Origin of the sequence: Nocardia sp. NPDC057663, from assembly GCF_042799895.1 — a bacterium.
GTDB lineage: Bacteria > Actinomycetota > Actinomycetes > Mycobacteriales > Mycobacteriaceae > Nocardia.
In genome coordinates this window covers 75,003-91,851 of record NZ_JBHVHX010000009.1, presented here as the reverse complement: position 1 = coordinate 91,851, position 16,849 = coordinate 75,003, and the positions used below count along the sequence as shown (strand labels likewise).

19 protein-coding genes are annotated in these 16,849 nt (G+C 69.6%); 9 read left to right on the top strand and 10 right to left on the bottom strand.

The window, feature by feature from the left end; translation table 11 throughout:
• Nucleotides 1-72 precede the first annotated feature (72 nt).
• Nucleotides 73-873, top strand: a complete 801-nt coding sequence (locus ACFVAV_RS20595) for an ABC transporter permease (protein WP_379036738.1) — start codon at nt 73-75, stop codon at nt 871-873.
• Nucleotides 874-948: 75 nt separating this feature from the next.
• Here ACFVAV_RS20595 and ACFVAV_RS20590 read toward each other — a convergent pair whose 3' ends face one another.
• The gene (locus ACFVAV_RS20590; protein ID WP_188827104.1) at nt 949-1,284 is read right to left on the bottom strand and encodes an RNA polymerase-binding protein RbpA; all 336 of its coding nucleotides are present in this window, start codon (nt 1,282-1,284) and stop codon (nt 949-951) included.
• A gap of 253 nt (nt 1,285-1,537) precedes the next feature.
• Here ACFVAV_RS20590 and ACFVAV_RS20585 point away from each other — a divergent pair, with 253 nt between their 5' ends.
• The gene (locus ACFVAV_RS20585) at nt 1,538-1,864 is read left to right on the top strand and encodes a hypothetical protein (protein WP_189022754.1); all 327 of its coding nucleotides are present in this window, start codon (nt 1,538-1,540) and stop codon (nt 1,862-1,864) included.
• A 35-nt stretch (nt 1,865-1,899) separates the two neighbouring features.
• On the opposite strand, the gene ACFVAV_RS20580 is transcribed toward ACFVAV_RS20585, so the two are convergent.
• Nucleotides 1,900-2,964 carry a hypothetical protein gene (locus ACFVAV_RS20580; RefSeq protein ID WP_379036590.1) on the bottom strand — a complete coding sequence of 355 codons (1,065 nt, stop codon included), beginning with the start codon at nt 2,962-2,964 and terminating at the stop codon, nt 1,900-1,902.
• Nucleotides 2,965-3,075: 111 nt separating this feature from the next.
• Complete coding sequence (locus tag ACFVAV_RS20575; RefSeq protein ID WP_379036589.1) at nt 3,076-3,927, bottom strand: SDR family oxidoreductase; 852 nt, start codon at nt 3,925-3,927, stop codon at nt 3,076-3,078.
• Between the two features lie 108 nt (nt 3,928-4,035).
• Here ACFVAV_RS20575 and ACFVAV_RS20570 point away from each other — a divergent pair, with 108 nt between their 5' ends.
• The gene (locus tag ACFVAV_RS20570) at nt 4,036-4,638 is read left to right on the top strand and encodes a TetR/AcrR family transcriptional regulator (RefSeq protein ID WP_379036588.1); all 603 of its coding nucleotides are present in this window, start codon (nt 4,036-4,038) and stop codon (nt 4,636-4,638) included.
• Here the strand turns inward: ACFVAV_RS20570 and mqo are convergent.
• A complete protein-coding gene (mqo, locus tag ACFVAV_RS20565; RefSeq protein WP_379036587.1) occupies nt 4,622-6,067 on the bottom strand; it encodes a malate dehydrogenase (quinone) in 1,446 nt (481 codons plus the stop codon). The two genes, ACFVAV_RS20570 and mqo, sit on opposite strands and share 17 nt — an antisense overlap.
• Nucleotides 6,068-6,157: 90 nt before the next feature.
• Between mqo and ACFVAV_RS20560 the strand changes: the two genes are divergently transcribed.
• Nucleotides 6,158-7,060, top strand: coding sequence for a LysR family transcriptional regulator (locus tag ACFVAV_RS20560; protein ID WP_379036586.1), 903 nt, complete (start codon nt 6,158-6,160; stop codon nt 7,058-7,060).
• 6 nt (nt 7,061-7,066) lie between these two features.
• Here ACFVAV_RS20560 and ACFVAV_RS20555 read toward each other — a convergent pair whose 3' ends face one another.
• Nucleotides 7,067-7,840, bottom strand: a complete 774-nt coding sequence (locus ACFVAV_RS20555; RefSeq protein ID WP_379036585.1) for a M23 family metallopeptidase — start codon at nt 7,838-7,840, stop codon at nt 7,067-7,069.
• A 184-nt stretch (nt 7,841-8,024) separates the two neighbouring features.
• Between ACFVAV_RS20555 and ACFVAV_RS20550 the strand changes: the two genes are divergently transcribed.
• Complete coding sequence (locus ACFVAV_RS20550) at nt 8,025-8,357, top strand: ArsR/SmtB family transcription factor (RefSeq protein ID WP_379036584.1); 333 nt, start codon at nt 8,025-8,027, stop codon at nt 8,355-8,357.
• Here ACFVAV_RS20550 and ACFVAV_RS20545 read toward each other — a convergent pair.
• Nucleotides 8,339-9,319, bottom strand: coding sequence for a glycosyltransferase family 9 protein (locus ACFVAV_RS20545; RefSeq protein ID WP_379036583.1), 981 nt, complete (start codon nt 9,317-9,319; stop codon nt 8,339-8,341). The genes ACFVAV_RS20550 and ACFVAV_RS20545 overlap by 19 nt on opposite strands.
• A 144-nt stretch (nt 9,320-9,463) precedes the next feature.
• Here ACFVAV_RS20545 and ACFVAV_RS20540 point away from each other — a divergent pair, with 144 nt between their 5' ends.
• Both ACFVAV_RS20540 and ACFVAV_RS20535 read left to right on the top strand, forming a co-directional pair.
• A complete protein-coding gene (locus tag ACFVAV_RS20540) occupies nt 9,464-10,048 on the top strand; it encodes an HdeD family acid-resistance protein (protein WP_379036582.1) in 585 nt (194 codons plus the stop codon).
• A 78-nt stretch (nt 10,049-10,126) separates the two neighbouring features.
• Nucleotides 10,127-10,477: a hypothetical protein gene (locus tag ACFVAV_RS20535; protein WP_379036581.1), complete on the top strand. Its 351-nt coding sequence runs from the start codon at nt 10,127-10,129 to the stop codon at nt 10,475-10,477.
• 30 nt (nt 10,478-10,507) lie between these two features.
• On the opposite strand, the gene ACFVAV_RS20530 is transcribed toward ACFVAV_RS20535, so the two are convergent.
• The 3 genes from ACFVAV_RS20530 to ACFVAV_RS20520 form a co-directional block, all read right to left on the bottom strand.
• A complete protein-coding gene (locus ACFVAV_RS20530) occupies nt 10,508-11,308 on the bottom strand; it encodes a HugZ family protein (RefSeq protein ID WP_379036580.1) in 801 nt (266 codons plus the stop codon).
• Nucleotides 11,305-12,561, bottom strand: a complete 1,257-nt coding sequence (locus tag ACFVAV_RS20525) for a lipase family alpha/beta hydrolase (RefSeq protein WP_379036579.1) — start codon at nt 12,559-12,561, stop codon at nt 11,305-11,307. The genes ACFVAV_RS20530 and ACFVAV_RS20525 overlap by 4 nt, the downstream gene beginning before the upstream one ends.
• Before the next feature lie 214 nt (nt 12,562-12,775).
• Nucleotides 12,776-13,492 carry a metal-dependent hydrolase gene (locus ACFVAV_RS20520; protein ID WP_379036578.1) on the bottom strand — a complete coding sequence of 239 codons (717 nt, stop codon included), beginning with the start codon at nt 13,490-13,492 and terminating at the stop codon, nt 12,776-12,778.
• A gap of 120 nt (nt 13,493-13,612) precedes the next feature.
• On the opposite strand from ACFVAV_RS20520, the gene ACFVAV_RS20515 reads away from it, so the two are divergent.
• A complete protein-coding gene (locus tag ACFVAV_RS20515; RefSeq protein ID WP_379036577.1) occupies nt 13,613-14,023 on the top strand; it encodes a nitroreductase family deazaflavin-dependent oxidoreductase in 411 nt (136 codons plus the stop codon).
• A gap of 57 nt (nt 14,024-14,080) precedes the next feature.
• Nucleotides 14,081-14,548 (top strand): SRPBCC family protein, encoded by a 468-nt coding sequence (locus ACFVAV_RS20510; protein ID WP_379036576.1) that lies wholly within the window; start codon nt 14,081-14,083, stop codon nt 14,546-14,548.
• 65 nt (nt 14,549-14,613) lie between these two features.
• On the opposite strand, the gene katG is transcribed toward ACFVAV_RS20510, so the two are convergent.
• On the bottom strand, nt 14,614-16,842 hold the full coding sequence (katG, locus tag ACFVAV_RS20505) for a catalase/peroxidase HPI (RefSeq protein WP_379036575.1): 2,229 nt from the start codon (nt 16,840-16,842) through the stop codon (nt 14,614-14,616).
• Nucleotides 16,843-16,849: the final 7 nt, after the last annotated feature.

The following is a 16,849-nucleotide window of genomic DNA, read 5'->3' as shown; positions in this document are numbered from 1 at the left end:
GTCTCCGACGAGCACGAGACCCGCGAAATGCCGATCCAGACGAGTTCACCGCGTTCCGCCGCTCCCGGCGAGATGCGGCCGCGGGCCCGGTTCATCCGGGACAGCGCGATCGTGGCGCACCGCAACCTGCTGACGATTCTGCGGGTGCCGACGCTGCTGGTCACCGCCACGATCCAGCCGCTGATGTTCGTGTTCCTGTTCGCCTACATCTTCGGCGCGTCCCTCGGTGGCGACCAGTACCGCGAGTTCCTGCTGGCGGGCATCTTCACCCAGACGGTCGCGTTCAATGCCGCCTTCACCACCGTCGGTCTCGCCGGCGACCTGCAGAAGGGCATCATCGACCGGATGCGGACGCTGCCGATGTCGCGGCTGGCGGTGCTGATGGGCCGCACGCTGTCCGACCTGGTCGTCAACGTGCTCAGCCTGGGCGTCATGGTGATCTGCGGTTACATCGTCGGCTGGCGCATCCACGGCAGTGCCGCCGACGCCGCGCTGGCCTTCGCCATCATCCTGCTGTTCGCGTTCGCGATGTCCTGGGTCGGCGCGCTGACCGGCCTGATCTCACCGACCGTCGAGGTCGCGCAGAGCGCGGGCCTGATCTGGATGTTCCCGCTGTCGTTCATCTCCTCGGCGTTCATCTCCGCCGAGACCCTGCCGGGTCCGCTGCGCACCATCGCCGAATGGAACCCGATCACCGCGGTCTCCGCGGCGGGCCGCAAGCTGTTCGACAACGACGCCCCACCGTCGTTCGCCCCCGCCACCGGCTGGGCAGCCGACAACTGCGTCCTCTACGCCATCATCTGCTCGGTGGTCATCCTGGCGATCGCCATGCCCGCCGCGTTGCTGCAGTACCGAAAGGTCGCCAGCCACTGAGTGCTCCGTGACCGACAACGGCGAAGGCCGCCTCCCGGATCGGGAGGCGGCCTTCGCCGTTGTGGTGCTGAACTCTCAGCCGCGGCGGCGCGTCTTCAGGAGGTCGAGGCGCTCCTTGAGCAGCTCCTCGAGCTCCTCCTTGCTGCGTCGTTCCAGCAGCATGTCCCAGTGGGTGCGCGGCGGCTTGACCTTCTTGGTCTCCACCGTGGTGCCCTCCATGAGCTGCCCCTCCTGGCCGTTGCGGCACAGCCAGGTGGGCGGGATCTCCGCGTCGTCGGCGAACGGGACGTCGAATTCCTCACCGTTGTCGGTGCGGTAGCGGGCGATCCGGCGCGGGGCCAGGTCGTGGTCGCGATCGGTCTCGTAGCTCACCGCTCCGAGCCGACTGCCTCGGAGTACGCGATCTGCCATGTGTGCTCCCTGTCTTTGGCGGCTGGCGCCGCGGGTTCGCGGCTTCGGCGGTTCTCGGGCCTGCGAACTGGTCGTGGTCCTACCGTTAACGCGCGGGACGTCTGAACTGTTCCATTGTAGTCGCAATGGTGATCTCGCCGAGCGGGCCCTGAGCCGCCGGGCGGGCTCGGCGGGGTGACGAGGCCCGCGCCCGTGCCCGCTGAGCGAGACCTGAGCCGCTGGATCGGGCATCGGACCGATAGGGTTTCGCACCATGTCGCGCAGTCGCCTGCTGTCCTGCCTGTGGTGCGGGCGGGAGATCGTGGATTCCGAGTCGGGTCGCCGTCGCCGCTATTGCCGCCAGTCGTGCCGGCAACGTGCCTACGAGCATCGCACCAGCCTCAAGGGAACCGGGATTCCGGAGGACGCGGTGGTGCTGTCCGCGCAGGAAGCCGCGGATCTGGCCGATCGCTGGTTCGCCGCCCGGTGCGCCGCGGAGGATGTCGCCACGGCGGTGGCCGAAGGCGCCGAGCACGTCGAACTGGCCGAGCTCAGCGCCACGCTGGTGAAGTTGGCTCGGGAAGCCGAGCGGTTGCGCTGAATCCCGTGGCGCCCACTGTGCGTGGGCGACCACGGTCACGCCTCGGCGTGGCGGTTCTCGACGGGGAGCCCGCTGCCGGCCGAGATTTCGCGGGCCCGCAGGTACACGGCCGTCACACCACCGGCGACCAGGAGCGCGAGTGCTGTCGCGGCTGCGGCGGTGGCGAGATCGGGGCTGGTCAGCGGCTGGCCGCGCAGCGCCTGCCAGAACACCAGGGTGAGCAGCCCGAAGTAGCCGAGCACGGCGACGCCGAGCAGGGCGGCACGGACGGTTTCGGTGCGCAGCCAGCGATACCGGGGTGCGAGGGCGACCAGGACGACGGCCAGCAGCAGCAACACCTGGATGCCGTGCAGGCCGACGAAATGCGGGATGCGCAGGTCGCCGCCGGTGGTGCTCCAATGCGTGATCGGCATGGCGCCGACGCCGTCGCGCACCGCGTCACCGTGCGCGCCGCCCGCCCGGACGGTGTGCCCGGCCATCAGGCCGACCACGGTGCCGTCGGACTGGCGGACCAGCTGCGGTCCGGTGAAGCCCATCAGATAGCCCAGCATCATGCCCGCCACCGCGAGCCACAGCCCGGCCTTCAAGGCGATCCTGGTCGGCCGGTCGGCCAGCTTCTGCCACGAGATGATCACCGCCAGGACGAGATTGGCGAGGAACAGGCCGGGGACGCCGGAGGCGAACACCTGCTGGCCGATCTGGTTGACCGTGTCCTCGGCGGTGTTGAAATGACTGAAGGTGCCGCGCGCGGCCTGCAGCGCGATGAAGCCGACGTCGGCGATCCCGGTGACGGCGAACACGGTGCCCAGCCACCAGGTGGCCCGCCGCCCGCGATGCGGCAGCCGCAGGATCCACGCCAGCGTCACGCCGTAGAGCGCGAAGGCGAGCCCGAACTTGGCGGGCTTGAGCCACACCGATTCGCCGAGCAGCTGTCGGCCGTCGACGACCATGCCGGCGACCGACACGACCACGAGCACGCTCATCAGGGCGGAGTTCACCAGCAGCGGACCGTGCCAGGGCGCGCGGCCGGTGCCGCCGCGCGCCGGTGCGGCGGGGAACCGGACGCGGGACAGGGTGCGGGAGAGATCGATCGTCGCCATGATTCGACGGTAGAAATCCGGTGTGCTGCAACACCTCCCGCTGCGGAACGGTTCGGGACCGGTACTCGGGTAGGGGGCGTGCCCTACCCGGGTGCGGTCACGGCCGGCTCGTCAGATCCCCAGGCGCCAGATGACCGCGTCGACCGCACGCGGCGACACGGTCGCGACGGCCTGCAGGATCCGGGTGTAGCGGGGGTAGAGCTCGATCGGCCGGGTCCGGATCGCGGTGCAGATCCAGTCGGCGGCCTGCTCGGCGGTCAGCGCGGCGGACTCGTCGTAGGCGCCGGTGGGGGCGATCATCTCGGTGCGCACCAGCGGGAACCCGACGGTGGTGACATGCACACCGCGCGAGCGGGTTTCGGCGCCCAGGCTGCGCCCGAACGCGCCGAGCGCGGCTTTGGACGCGTGGTAGGCGGTGAACATCGGCATCGTGCCCGCCGCGACTCCCCAGGTGGCGACATTGACGACATGCCCGTTGCCCGCCTCGAGCATCGAGGGGAGCAGTCCCATGGTCAGGCGCGCCGCGCCGAAGTAGTTCAGCGCCATGGTCCGTTCGTAGTCGTGGAACCGGTCGGTGGCATCGGCCGCGCGACGGCGGATCGACCGGCCCGCGTTGTTCACCAGCACGTCGACCGTGCCGTACTGCTCGAGCACGGTTTTGACCAGGTCGTCGGTGTCGCCGGGATCGGCCAGGTCGCAGGTGATGCTCTCGGCCACCCCGCCCGCCGCGCGGACCGCGTCACGGACCTCGAGCAGTGGTTCGGCGGTCCGGGCGACCAGGATCAGCCGGGCGCCGTGGCGGCCGAGCGCGTGCGCGGCGGCACGGCCCACCCCGGACGACGCGCCGGTCAGCAGGATGGTCTTGCCCGCGATCTCGTGCCGCTCGCCGAGCACGAGCCGCGCCAGGGTACGCGGCAACGCGGGCGGATTGAGCAGCAGTGACTGCGCGAGGCGGTCGAGCACGGGGACTCCTGGGCGTCGAGGGGCTACCGATTCAATTAACTATCTAGTAAATTACAAACCAGTCAATTGAGTGTCAACCGGTGCTGCCCTGATGGTTGGATGGGTCGGGTGAGCACAGCTGGAACCAAAGGTGTCCCGCGCCCCGAGCGTGAGCAGCAGATCCTCGACGCCGCGGTCGCCGAGATCGGGCGAGTCGGCTACGCGGGCCTGTCGCCCGCCGATGTCGCGCAGCGGGCCGGGGTGTCCAAGCCGCTGGTCTACGCCTATTTCCAGTCCAAGGACGGGCTCTACATCGCCTGTGTCGAACGCGCCGCCACCGTCCTCTACGACGCGATCGAAACGGCCATCACCGGCGCGAGCGGCCTGAGCAAGGCCGAACGGACCCTCGACGCGCTCTTCGTCGCGCTCGCCCCGCGACCGCACGACTGGACCGTCGTCTTCGACCGCTCCCATCCCGACGAGGGCCCCGCCGCCGACGCCGTGCGCGCGGCCCGCCGCCGCATCGCCGCGCAGGCGGCCCGTGGCGTCGCCGACGCGCTCAGCACGCTCGCCCTCACCGATCCCGACGACCTGTCCGCCTTCACCGACGTCTGGATGGGGTCGGTGACCTCGCTGGTGCTGTGGTGGCTGCGGCACCCCGAGCAGACGGCGGGCGAGATGAGCGCCCGCAGCCACCGCCTGATCGGGGCTCTCGTCACCGCGCCGCGCTGACCGTCGCAGTCGCTGTCTCCGGCAGCAGTTCCGCCAGTAGCGGCGACCACTCGTAGCGCCGTTCGGGGAAGCAGCGCTCCAGCAGGTCCCGCATGATCGACGGCGCGATCGAGGCGCCCGGCGAGGCGCCGAGCAGCCCGGCGACGGTCCCGTCGGCGCCGGTCACCAGCTCGGTGCCGAATGCGAGCACACCGCCACGCCTGCGATCGGGCTTGACCAGCTGGGCGCGCTGCCCAGCCTGGATCAGCTCCCAGTCGCCGGGATCCGCGGTGGGATAGAAGCGCTGGAGCTGCGCGAACTTCCGGCGCTTCGATGCCAGCAGTTCGGTGATCAGGAAGCGCACCAGATCGAGATTCTGCAGCCCGGCGGCCACCAGCGGGACGATGTTGTGCGGACGGAGCGTGGTGAACAGGTCGGTCAGTCTGCCGTGCCGCAGCAGCCTCGTGCTGAAGGTGGCGTAGGGGCCGAACAGCAACGACGCGGAGCCGTCGACCGCGCGACGGTCCAGATGCGGCACCGACATGGGCGGAGCGCCGAGCGCGGCCTGACTGTAGACCTTCGCGTGGTGCTCGGCGACCACGTCGGGATTGTCGGTGCGCAGGAACTGCGCGCCGAGCGGGAACACGCCGTAGCCACGCACCTCCGGCAGCCCGGCGCGCTGCAGCAGCCGCAACGCGTAGCCGCCCGCCCCGACGAAGACGAACCGCGTGCGCACCCGAAAACGCCTGCCGCTGTCCAGGTCTCGTCCGCGCACCGTCCACAGCCCGTCCTTGCCGCGGGTGAGTCCGGTGATCTCGCGATGCAGCCGGACCGCATTGCCCGCCGCGGTCATCGTCGACAGCAGCGACCTGGTCAGCGCACCGAAGTCGACGTCGGTTCCCGCGGTGTGCCGGGTGGCCGCCATCGCCTCGCCGTCCGCGCGGCCGCGCACGAGCAGCGGCGCCCACTCGGCGATGACGGCGCGATCCTCGCTGTACTCCATTCCGGCGAACGCGGGGTGGTCGCGCACTGTCGCGTACCGCTGTCGCAGATAGGCGATGTCGTGGTCACCGAACACCACCGTCACGTGCGGGGTCGGCGTGACGAAGGTCGTGGGGTCGAGCTCGCCGCGGCGGGCCAGTGCCGACCAGAACCGCCGCGAGAGCTGGAACTGCTCGGCGATCCCGGCCGCCTTGCCTGCGTCGTGCGGATCGGGCATGTAGTTCAGCTCGCACAGGCCGGAATGCCCGGTCCCCGCGTTGTTCCAGGGATGACTGCTCTCGGCGGCCGGCTCGCCGAGCCGTTCGAACAGGGCGATCGACCAGTCCGGTGCGAGCGTGCTGAGCAGCGCGCCGAGCGTGGCGGACATGATGCCGCCGCCGATCAGCACGGCGTCGAGAACGTCGTCGCCATCGGCGGATTCGGGGTGGATGGGTGTCGTCTCGGTCATCGTCGAACCTCCCGTGAGCTGTGTACCGCCATCGTCACGCCGGCAGGAGTGATCCGTCCAATACGGAATCGCCGAAGATATGATCCGAATATGGATGAATCAGGCGACGGGGGAGCGCAAGCCCTGGCACCGCTGCTGGCCGCCTTCGACGCGGCGGCCGACGAAGGGCACTTCACCAGGGCGGCGCAGCGGCTCGGGGTGCCGCAGTCCTCGCTGAGCCGCCGGATCAAGACGATGGAGCAGGCGCTGGGCGTGGCACTGTTCCAGCCGGTCGGGCGCGGCGTGACGCTCACCCCGCAGGGGCGCGAGCTCTACGAACACACCCGTGGCCTGGTGCGCGTCCTCGACGACGCCGTGCGCCGGGTGCGCGCCGACGCCGATCCCGACAGCGGCCTGGTCCGCTTCGGCTTCCCGCTCACGTTGGGCCCGGTGAGCATTCCGACGCTGCTGGCGCAGTTCCACACCCGGGCGCCGAGGATCCGGCTGCACCTGGTGCAGGCGCACGGCGAGGCACTGGCCGAGCAGGTCCGTGACGGCAGGCTCGATCTGGCGGTGATGATCCCGCCGCCCGCCGATCTGCCGACGGTGCCGCTCGGCAGGCAGCGCATCGACCTGCACGTAGCGCGCACGCACCCACTGGCCGGCCGCACCCACGTCGACCTCGCCGAGCTGGCCGATGCGGCCTTCATCGCCAACCCGCCCAGCTATCAGCTGCGATCCTTGCTCGACACCTGGTGCGCCGCTGCGGGTTTCACGCCCCGGGTGCTGTTCGAGATCACCGAATTCGAGACCCTGCGCGAACTGGTCGCGCTCGGTCTCGGCGTCGCGCTGCTGCCTGCCGCGGAGATACCGCATCCCGATCTGGCGGTCGTGCGCATCGATGGCGAACGCGACCGCGAGATCGGCCTGGTCTCGGGAGACCATGGGCCGACGCTCGCGGTCGCGCGGCTTCGGGATTTCCTGATCGCGCACACGGCGCGGATCAGTCTGTAGTGCGGATCAGTCCTGGGCGACACCGGCGTCGACGCCACGGGCGGCGAGCCACGGGTGCGGGTCGATCGGGGCGCCGTAGAGGGAGCCGTCCTGCACGTGCACCTCGTAGTGCAGGTGGGGACCGGTGGACTGGCCGCGGTTGCCGACGGTGGCGATGACGTCACCGGCGTTCACGTGCTGACCGGTCTCCACCAGGATCTCGTTGACGTGGCCGAAGACGCCGATGGTGCCGTCGTCCTGCTGGATCCGGACCCACAGGCCGAAGCCGGAGGCCGGACCGGTCTCGATCACGGTACCGTCGGTGACGGCGAAGACGGGCGCACCGATCGGATCACCGAAGTCGATGCCGTTGTGCGACTCACCCCAGCGGGCGCCGTAGTAGGAGGTCAGCCTGCCGTTGACCGGGCGAACGGTCTGCGGGCGCGGCGGCGGCGGGGGCGGTGCGATGACCGGCAGCGGCGGCAGCTCGGGCAGTGCGAGGGCGACCGCTTCGCGGTGGTCTTCCCACGCGATCGGGGCCGACACGGGGGTCTCGCCCTGCGGACCCTGGGCCTCGGCGGGAGTGTAGGCGACGAAACGGTACGGTGACTGGCCCGCGGTGATGGCCTGGGTGGCCCCCGCGGTGATGCTGGTGTCGGAAGTCGGGGTTTCGGGCTCACCGAAGGCGGCGGCGGAGGTTCCCACGAGTGCGGACAAAGCCACCGCACCCGCGACAACGCCGCGCCCACGGCCGGCGAGGGCATCGGAGACTCGAGCGAATAACGGGTTGGTCACGAACATGTTTCGAACGTAGCGAAACCGTGATGTCGGCGGCCAGTGTTGTGGCGGCCATCACGACTGGCTATAACCCCAGTTGATCTATAACAACAGCATAACGAAAGTGGGAAGTCCGGGGATCGACCGGGAGAAATGCCCAGGTCGAAAGATCATTGCCCAATATCCCCGTCCGGGGGACACTGATTCAGTGGACACTAACGGAGTTCGGGCCATTACGGCCCTGTCCGACCCCACCCGGCGCGCGATCTTCGAGTCGCTGCCGCAGGGCCCACGCTCGGTGGCCGACCTCGCCGCGACCACCGGCATCACCAGCTCGGCGGCCTCGCAGCACCTGCGTGTGCTCCGCGAAGCGCACCTGGTGACCATGCGCCGCGACGGTAACCGCCACCTCTACTCCCTCGACCCCCGTGGCCTCAGCGACGCCCGCGACTATCTCGAGCAGTTCTGGCCCAGCGCGCTGGCCGCGCACGCCGCCGCACTGCGCGATGCCGTCGCCCCGGCTCAGCCCACCCGGCGATAACGCGACCGGGTCGAGTCCGCCCAGTCCTGCTTGTTCAGCTGCGCGTCCACCGCGGACACCACCTCGGGCACGCCGATCCGCAGCAGCCCCGGGTCCGGCGAGCGGCCCTCGGGGTCGCCGACCTGTCCCGCCCACAGCACCGCGTGCCTGCCGAGCAGGTGGGCGGGCGGGCCGCCCCGGCGCGGCGGCGTCGGCCCGAACAGCAGCACGGTGCGGGTGCCGAAGGCGGTCGCCAGATGTGCGACGCCGGTGTCACCGCTGATCACCAGGGAGGCTTCGGCGACCGTGGCGGCCAGATCGGTGAGGTTCTGCCTGCCCGCCAGTACCCGGTCGTCGGGCAGGCCTGCCTGCGCGGCCACCTGCACGGCGATATCGCGTTCGAACGGGTCGCCGGTGAGCACCACGTCCCGGCCGAGCACCAGCAGATGCCGCACGACGGCCGCGAACCGCTCCGGCGGCCACCGCCGGGCGGGGGCGCCCGCGCCGATGTGCACGACGACGCAGTCCCGGCGGCTCAGCGACGCCACCGGTGGCACCAACCCCAGATTGCGGCGATCGGCCGCTATTCCCGCCGACTCCAGCAGCTGACACCACCGATCCACCACGTGCGCCTCCGGATCCCAGCGGGGACCCGCGAGCTTGGCGAGTGCGGGGGAGCGGTGGCCGATGATCCGGTCGGCACCGGTGTCGGCCAGTGCTCGCGCGCTGGCGCCGTCCGCGCCGTGCAGGTTCACCGCCAGCTCCGGCGCGGGCCCGTCCCAGATCAGTGCGGCCGGATCGGCGGTGGGCACCAGTTCATCGACCGAGGAGATCAGATCGACGATCTGCTCCAATCGATGCGGCGCCGCCAGCACGATCTTGCTGCGTGGTTCGGCCCGGCGCAGAGCACGCAGAGCCGGGACCGCGGCGAGGAGATCACCGAGGCCCCGAGCTTGCAGCACGAGTACAACCGACACCTCCATGACCTACCCGGCAGCCGGGGAAGCCAAACGTTCGCGTGGGCAAGGATGCGGAACCCCCGCTCGGTGCGATGCCCCCGGTCGCGACACGATCACGGCCCCAGCTAATTTCCGGAAAACGAGAGTGTACGGGCATAACATCTCGTCATGACGACAAACACCGAGCTGGAGAGCCCCTTTGCGGCTCTTGCCAAGAAAACCTGGCAAACAATCTTGGTCACCGGCCTCCTCGCGGTGGTCCTCGGCATCATCGTGCTCGTGTGGCCCGACAAGACGCTGCTCGTGGCGGGCATCCTGTTCGGTATCTACATGGTTGTCAGCGGCATCTTCCAGTTGATCGCCGCCTTCACCCACCTGCCGAGCACCAGCTTCCGGGTGCTGTCCTTCATCAGCGGTGTGCTGTCGCTGATCATCGGTGTCTTCTGCTTCCGCGACGATCTCGCCTCGATCGTGCTGCTCGGTCTGTGGATCGGCATCAGCTGGCTGTTCCGTGGCGTCGCGATCCTGTTCGCCGCCATGTCGGAGAAGGGCGTCCCCGGCCGCGGCTGGCAGATCTTCTACGGCATCATCAGCGCCATCGCCGGTGTCGTCCTGATCGTGTGGCCGATCAGCTCGCTGACGACCCTCACCCTGGTGGTCGGCATCTTCCTGATCGTCATCGGCATCATGGAGATCATCACGGCCTTCGGTGTCCGCAAGGATGCGCGACTGCTGGAGCAGCAGGCGGGATAGTCACACGGGACAGTTCGTCGGAAAGCGGCCGGCGCCTTCGGGCGCCGGCCGCTTTCGTCTGAACTACGCTCGGCGTTCATGGAATTCGTCTACAACCTGGTGGTTGTCACGCACCTGCTCGGTATGGCCGCCGTGGTCGGTGGCTTCGCCGCTTCGCGTCCTGTCGTGTCGGAGCTGATGGTCTGGGGCGCGCGTGCGCAGCTCGTCACCGGTGTGATCCTGGCCGGCCTGGCCTCGGGTGTCGATTCGCTCGGCAAGGACCCGGACACCACCAAGCTGGCGGTGAAGCTGGCGATCTCGGTGATCGTGGTCGCGCTCGCCGAGATGGGCAGGGCTGATGCCAAGCGCGGCAAGCAGATCGACTGGATGACCGACGTCGCGGGTGGACTCGCGATCGTCAACGTGCTCGTCGCCGCGCTCTGGACCTGATTCCGCAGACCGGCAGGCCGCCCGCGCGGCTCAGCCCGCCGCGCGGGCCCGGCGTGCCAGTTCGACCGTCGCCGACCGCAATTCGGCGATCTCCGAGAGCGGTTCGGCGTAGCCGACCCGGGTGCGGGCCACTCCGCGCGGCGTCTCGACCCGCAGTTCCAGCCCGTAGCGGTCGGCGCGCACGCAGGTGGCCGCGGTCGCGTCGGGGAATCCGCCGAGCTGCTGGGCCATCGCCAGCAGCGCGTCGGCGTGGTCGGCGTTGAGGTGCGCGATGCCCGGCGCGGCCTGCGGCACGATCGGGTCCGGCTGCGCGTTCAGGTACTCCTGCGCCGAGGCCGAATCCATCCGCCCGTATCCGCCGACCCAGCGCACCCGCTGTACCCGCAGGATCCACAGCGTGAAATCGCTGTAGTCGATGTAGTACTTCGCGGCGGGGATCGCGGCCAGGTGCGCGGCGCGCGCGGCCTCGGCCTCGGCGCCCACCGGCTGCTCCACCACGCCCGCCAGGGTGATCCGGGTGCCCGCCAGCGGATCGGCCGGGATGTCCGGTGTCACGATGGCGATGCTGGCGCGCGGATCGGCGGCCAGATTGCGGCCGTGCTCGGCCAGCCGCGAGACGCTCAGCACGGGCGCGCCGTCGAGCAGTCCGTAGGTGATGAACGACGCCCACGGGGCCCCGTCGGCCGTGAGGCTGGCCAGGGTGCCCGTATTCGTGGCCGCCGCAATCGTTCTGGCCTCCTCGGCCGCCGAGGGGCGGGCCTCGTTGGTCAGGGGAGCGGTCGGCAGCGGGATGGAGGGTGCGTCGCCGGGGTCGCCGTGGTCGAGAGTCATGGCCACAGCGTATCCACCCGGACTGCCTTGCGTGGTGTGCTCGACAGCCAGCTGTGCAGTGCCGCGTAGACCGCGTCGTGATTGAGCAGGCTGAAATGGTTCGCCGCGGGCACATGCAGGCTGTGGACGCCGTCGAAGCTGATCCGGCCTGCCCGGCCGCGACCCGACCCGCTGCCGGTCAGCACCATGCCGTCGCCCACGATCAGGCCGAGGGGATGCTTCGGGCTGCGGGTGAACGTCGCGGTGACGAAGTAGTGCTCGGCGCCCGCGATCAACGGCACCTCGCGGACCGCTCGCGCGCGCAGGGCGTCGACATCGAGATCGCGCCAGTCCTCGTCGACCAGGGAACCGTGGCGCAGATCCCGGATGCCCGCGCTGCGCCTGCGCAACAGCGTGCCCAGCGGACGGGTCTCGGGCAGCAGGTCGAACGCGGCCGCGGCGTAGTGGGCGAGCTGCTCCAGCGGTGCGCCCAGGTGTGGGGAGCCGAGGCACACCACCTGCCGGACGGCGCGCACCCATTCCTGGCCTGCCGCGTCGGCCTGATGGCACGCACTGCGCGCGACCAGCCCGCCCATGGAATGGCCGATCAGGCAGATCTCGTGCACCGGCAGCGGCCAGGTCGCCACGAGGCGCGTCAGCAGGGCGTCGAGCTGTGCGGCGTTCTCGGAGATGTGCAGGCCCGAGTTGTACCGCACGAACACCGGGGTGTAGCCGAGGTCGTCCTCGAGCCGTTCGCCGTAGGTAGGTCGCCCACCGAGGCGCCACGCGTGTTCGGTCTCCACCAGTCCGTGCAGGTGCACGACCAGCCGGGTCGTCGGCACGGCGAAATGGGCCGCCAGCTGCTCGGGCGGTACCGGCGCGCCATCGACGCGAAAGGTCATGGGGGAGGCCAGGATCGGTGTCTCGTCCGCGAGTGCGTCGCCGATCAGCCCCTGCACGGCGGCCAGGATGCCCGCGCCCCACACGGTGCGCGACGGTGTGGTGACACCGGGAACCTGGACCGCGCTCGCGACCTCGCCCACCACGAACCCGGTCCCGCCGACCACCGCGTACACGCCATCGGTGATCGCGTCGTGCACGATCTTCACCGGATCGGCGGCCGGGCCGACGCCCACCCGCACGGCCGCGAAGACACGATCGGAGATGGCGCGGTGGATGGCCGCGATCCCGTCGACGGCGCCGACGAACTCGTCGCCTGCCAGCCGCGTGAGTGCTTGTACTTCGGCGTGGGATTGGGGGAGCTGCTCGGTCACGGCTTTGAGAGTACAACTGTGCACTGAAAGATGCTGAGCGTGGGGCAGCTTCGGGAAAATGGATGGAGTCTCCCGCTCTCTATTCGTTACAGATCACAATCAACATGGTGATACTGCGATATGCGCATTAAAACATGTGATGCGCTGCCTTGAATTGCGGAAAAGAAACAAGGACGGCGGGGGAGGGCCCGCCGTCCTCACGAACGATCGCCGATCACGGCCGGTGCATGATCGCGTACCAGAGCGCACCGAGCGTGCCGAGCACGAAAAGCGGAGAGATGACCCAGGTTTCGACCCGGTTCCCGGTCCGCTCGATCAACGGCACCCGGGTGCGCAGCGGGAACGGCCACAGCAGCCGGCAACCCCGATCGGTGAGACAGTCGCCCAGCAGGTGCGCCAGGCACCCCAGTCCGACGCAGATCGGCAGCCACGCGGGCCGGTCGACGATCCAGTAGTCGACGGCGAAGGTGCCCGCCGTGGCCAGCACGATGACCGTCCCGTAGGTCCGCACGCTCTTGCCCGGCGGGCACAGATGCAGCGACCGGACCGCCAGCGCGAGCAGGAAGAACACCAGGGCCAGCGTGAACGGCCTGCCGAGGTAATGCTCCCCGGCCCAGGTGGCGGCGACCGCGGCCACCACGAACAGCAGCGAATGGGTGCCGTGGCGATGGCCGCCCGAGACCCAGGAGATCAACCGGCACAACTGATGTGACACCGGGCCCAGCACGTGCGAGATGGTTCCATTCGGATGATCCGCGTCCGGCAACAAGGCGGCACCCGCGGTGAGCAGGGTGCCCATGATCAATTCGGCGATCCCGAATCGTGTTGTGTCGCTGTCGAACAGGGGGAACGCGGCGACCGTGAGCGGGAGCGCCGCGGCGGTACCCGCCCAGGCCAGCGCGCCACTGGTCGCATGTGAATGTCCTAGCACCCCGCAACGTTAGAGGACCTCACTACTTCGACGCATATGCCGAGGCAGCCCGGTTCGCGGCGGGAATGCACGGCGTGCCCGGATGGTTGGCGCAGAGGACCGCACCGCGAAAGGACGAGGATGAGTGCATTCAACGACCAGGTGATCGCCGAGTTCCGGGCCAACGATGGCCGGGTCGGCGGCATGTTCGAGGGCCGCGACAACATGGTGATCATCACCACCACCGGTGCGAAGTCCGGTCGCGCGATCACCAACCCGCTGGTGTTCCTGCCCGACGGCGAGCGCATCGTGCTGATCGCCTCCAACGGCGGCGCCGACAAGCACCCCGCGTGGTACCACAACCTGGTCGCGAACCCGGAGCTGACCGTCGAGCTGCCGACCGAAACCTTCACGGGCAAAGCCGAACTCGTCGCGAACCCGGAGCGCACGGCGCTGTTCGACCGGATGGTCGAGCTGATGCCGGGGTTCGCGGAGTACCGGGACAAGACGAGCAGGGAGATCCCCGTCTTCGCGGTGTACCGGGCGAGTTAGCCGCGGGCTCGAGCGGAATGGTTGCCGGGTCAGGTGAGCTGCTGGTTCGATCGGCCGGTGACCGAAACCATCGACGCGCCCCGCATCGTCCACGCCTCCCGCGACGTCGCGGCGAATGCCGCCGCGATCTTCGAACTGATCGCCGACCCTGCCCAGCAGCCGCGCTGGGACGGTAACGACAATCTCGCTGAGGCGAGCGCGGGCCAACGGGTCCGCGCCACCGGCGATGTCTTCACCACCACCCTCACCAATGGCGTCGATCGCGACAATCACATCGTCGAGTTCGAGGAGGGGCGGCGCATCGCCTGGAATCCGTCCGAGCCCGGCAAGACCCCGCCCGGCCACCTGTGGCGCTGGGAGCTGGAGCCGATCGACGACACCCATACCCGGGTGACCCACACCTACGACTGGACCCAGCTGCACGACGAACTGCGACAGGTGCGGGCCAGGGCGACCACCTCGGACAAGCTGCGGGCGTCGGTCGATCGGCTGGCCGAACTCGCCGAGGCCGACGCCACCGCGTGATCCGGGCCTGCACACGAAACACCCCGTGGCTCGGTCCGAGCCACGGGGTGTTTCGCGCTGACAGGTCAGGCCAGATCGAACCGATCCAGGTTGCTCACCTTGGTCCACGCGGCGACGAAGTCGTGCACGAACTTCTCCTTCGCGTCGTCGGCCGCGTAGGCCTCGGCCACGGCGCGCAGCTGCGAGTTCGAGCCGAACACCAGATCGGCGCGACTGCCGGTCCAGGTCACCGCACCGGTCGCGCGATCCTTGCCCTCGTAGGTGTCGTCGTCGGCGGCCGACGGCACCCACTCGATGCCCATGTCGAGCAGGTTGACGAAGTAGTCGTTCGTCAACGCGCCCGGCCGTGCGGTGAGCACGCCGAGCGGCGACTGCTGGTAGTTCGCGCCGAGCACGCGCAGACCACCGAGCAGGACGGTCATCTCCGGCGCGCTGAGCGTCAGCAGGTTCGCCTTGTCGACGAGCAGGTACTCGGCGGGGATCCCGGCGTCCTTGGCGAGGTAGTTACGGAACCCGTCGGCCTTCGGTTCGAGCGCCGAGAACGACTCCACGTCGGTCTGTTCCTGGGTGGCATCGGTGCGGCCCGGCGCGAACGGCACGCTCACGTCGTAACCGGCCGTCCTGGCGGCCTGCTCGACGCCGACGGCGCCACCGAGGACGACCAGATCCGCGAACGACACCTGGGCGCCGCCCGCGGCGTTGAACGTCGACTGGATGCCCTCGAGCGTGCGGACGACCTGCGCGAGCTCGTCGGGCTGGTTGACCTCCCAGCCCGCCTGCGGCTGCAGCCGGATCCGGCCGCCGTTGGCGCCGCCGCGCTTGTCGCTGCCGCGGAACGACGCGGCCGCCGCCCACGCCGTCGACACCAGCTGCACGACAGTCAGACCCGAGGCCTGGATCTGGCTCTTCAGCGTCGCGATCTCGGTGTCACCGATCAGCGGGCCGGTGTGCGCGGGCACCGGGTCCTGCCACAGCAGTTCCTCGGACGGGACCAGCGGGCCGAGGTAGCGCGCGACCGGACCCATGTCGCGGTGGGTGAGCTTGTACCAGGCGCGCGCGAACGCGTCGGTGAGCTCGTCCGGGTGCTCCAGCCAGCGCCGGGTGATCCGCTCGTAGATCGGGTCCATCCGCAGCGACAGGTCGGTGGTCAGCATGACCGGGGTGCGCTTCTTCGCCGGATCGAACGGGTCGGGCACGGTGTCGGCGCCCGCGCCACCCTTCGGAATGTACTGATGCGCCCCGGCCGGGCTCGCGCTGAGCTCCCACTCGTAGCCGTACAGGGTTTCGAGGAAGTTGTTGTCCCAGGTGATCGGGGTGCTGTTCCAGATGCCTTCCAGCCCACTGGTGATCGAGTCGGCGCCGACACCGGTGCCGAAGCCGCTCTTCCAGCCGAGGCCCTGCTGTTCCAGCGGGGCGGCCTCGGGTTCGGGACCGACGAGGTCGGCCGGACCGGCGCCGTGGGTCTTGCCGAAGGTGTGCCCGCCGACGATGAGCGCGGCGGTCTCCTCGTCGTTCATCGCCATCCGCGCGAAGGTCTCCCGGATGTCGATCGCGGCCTTGATGGGATCCGGATTGCCGTTGGGGCCTTCGGGATTCACGTAGATCAGGCCCATCTGGACCGCGGCGAGCGGGCGCTCGAGGTTGCGCTCACCGGAGTAGCGCTCGTCGCCGAGCCAGGTGCGCTCCGGGCCCCAGTAGACGTCTTCCTCCGGCTCCCACGCGTCGACGCGGCCGCCACCGAAACCGAACGTCGGGAAGCCCATCGACTCGAGCGCGACATTGCCCGAGTACACGATGAGGTCGGCCCAGGACAGCTTCTTGCCGTACTTCTGCTTGACCGGCCACAGCAGGCGGCGGGCCTTGTCCAGGCTGGCATTGTCGGGCCAGCTGTTCAGCGGCGCGAACCGCTGCAGGCCGGCGCCCGCGCCGCCGCGGCCGTCACCGACGCGGTAGGTGCCCGCCGAGTGCCAGGCCATCCGGATGAACAACGGGCCGTAGTGGCCGAAGTCGGCAGGCCACCAGGGCTGCGAGGTCGTCATGACCTGCTCGATGTCCTGCTTCACGGCGGCCAGGTCCAGGGTCGCGAATTCGGCCGCGTAGTCGAAGTCCTCGCCCATCGGGTTCGCCACCGGCGGGTTCTTCTGCAGGATTGTCAGGTTGAGCTGGTGCGGCCACCAGTCACGGTTGCTGCCACGGGCGTCGGCGGACGCGAATGGGCGATGATTGGTAACGGGGCAACCATTTTCACCGGGTTCCGTGTTGGCTTCCGCGATAGGTGGATGTTCCTCGGGCACGGTGATT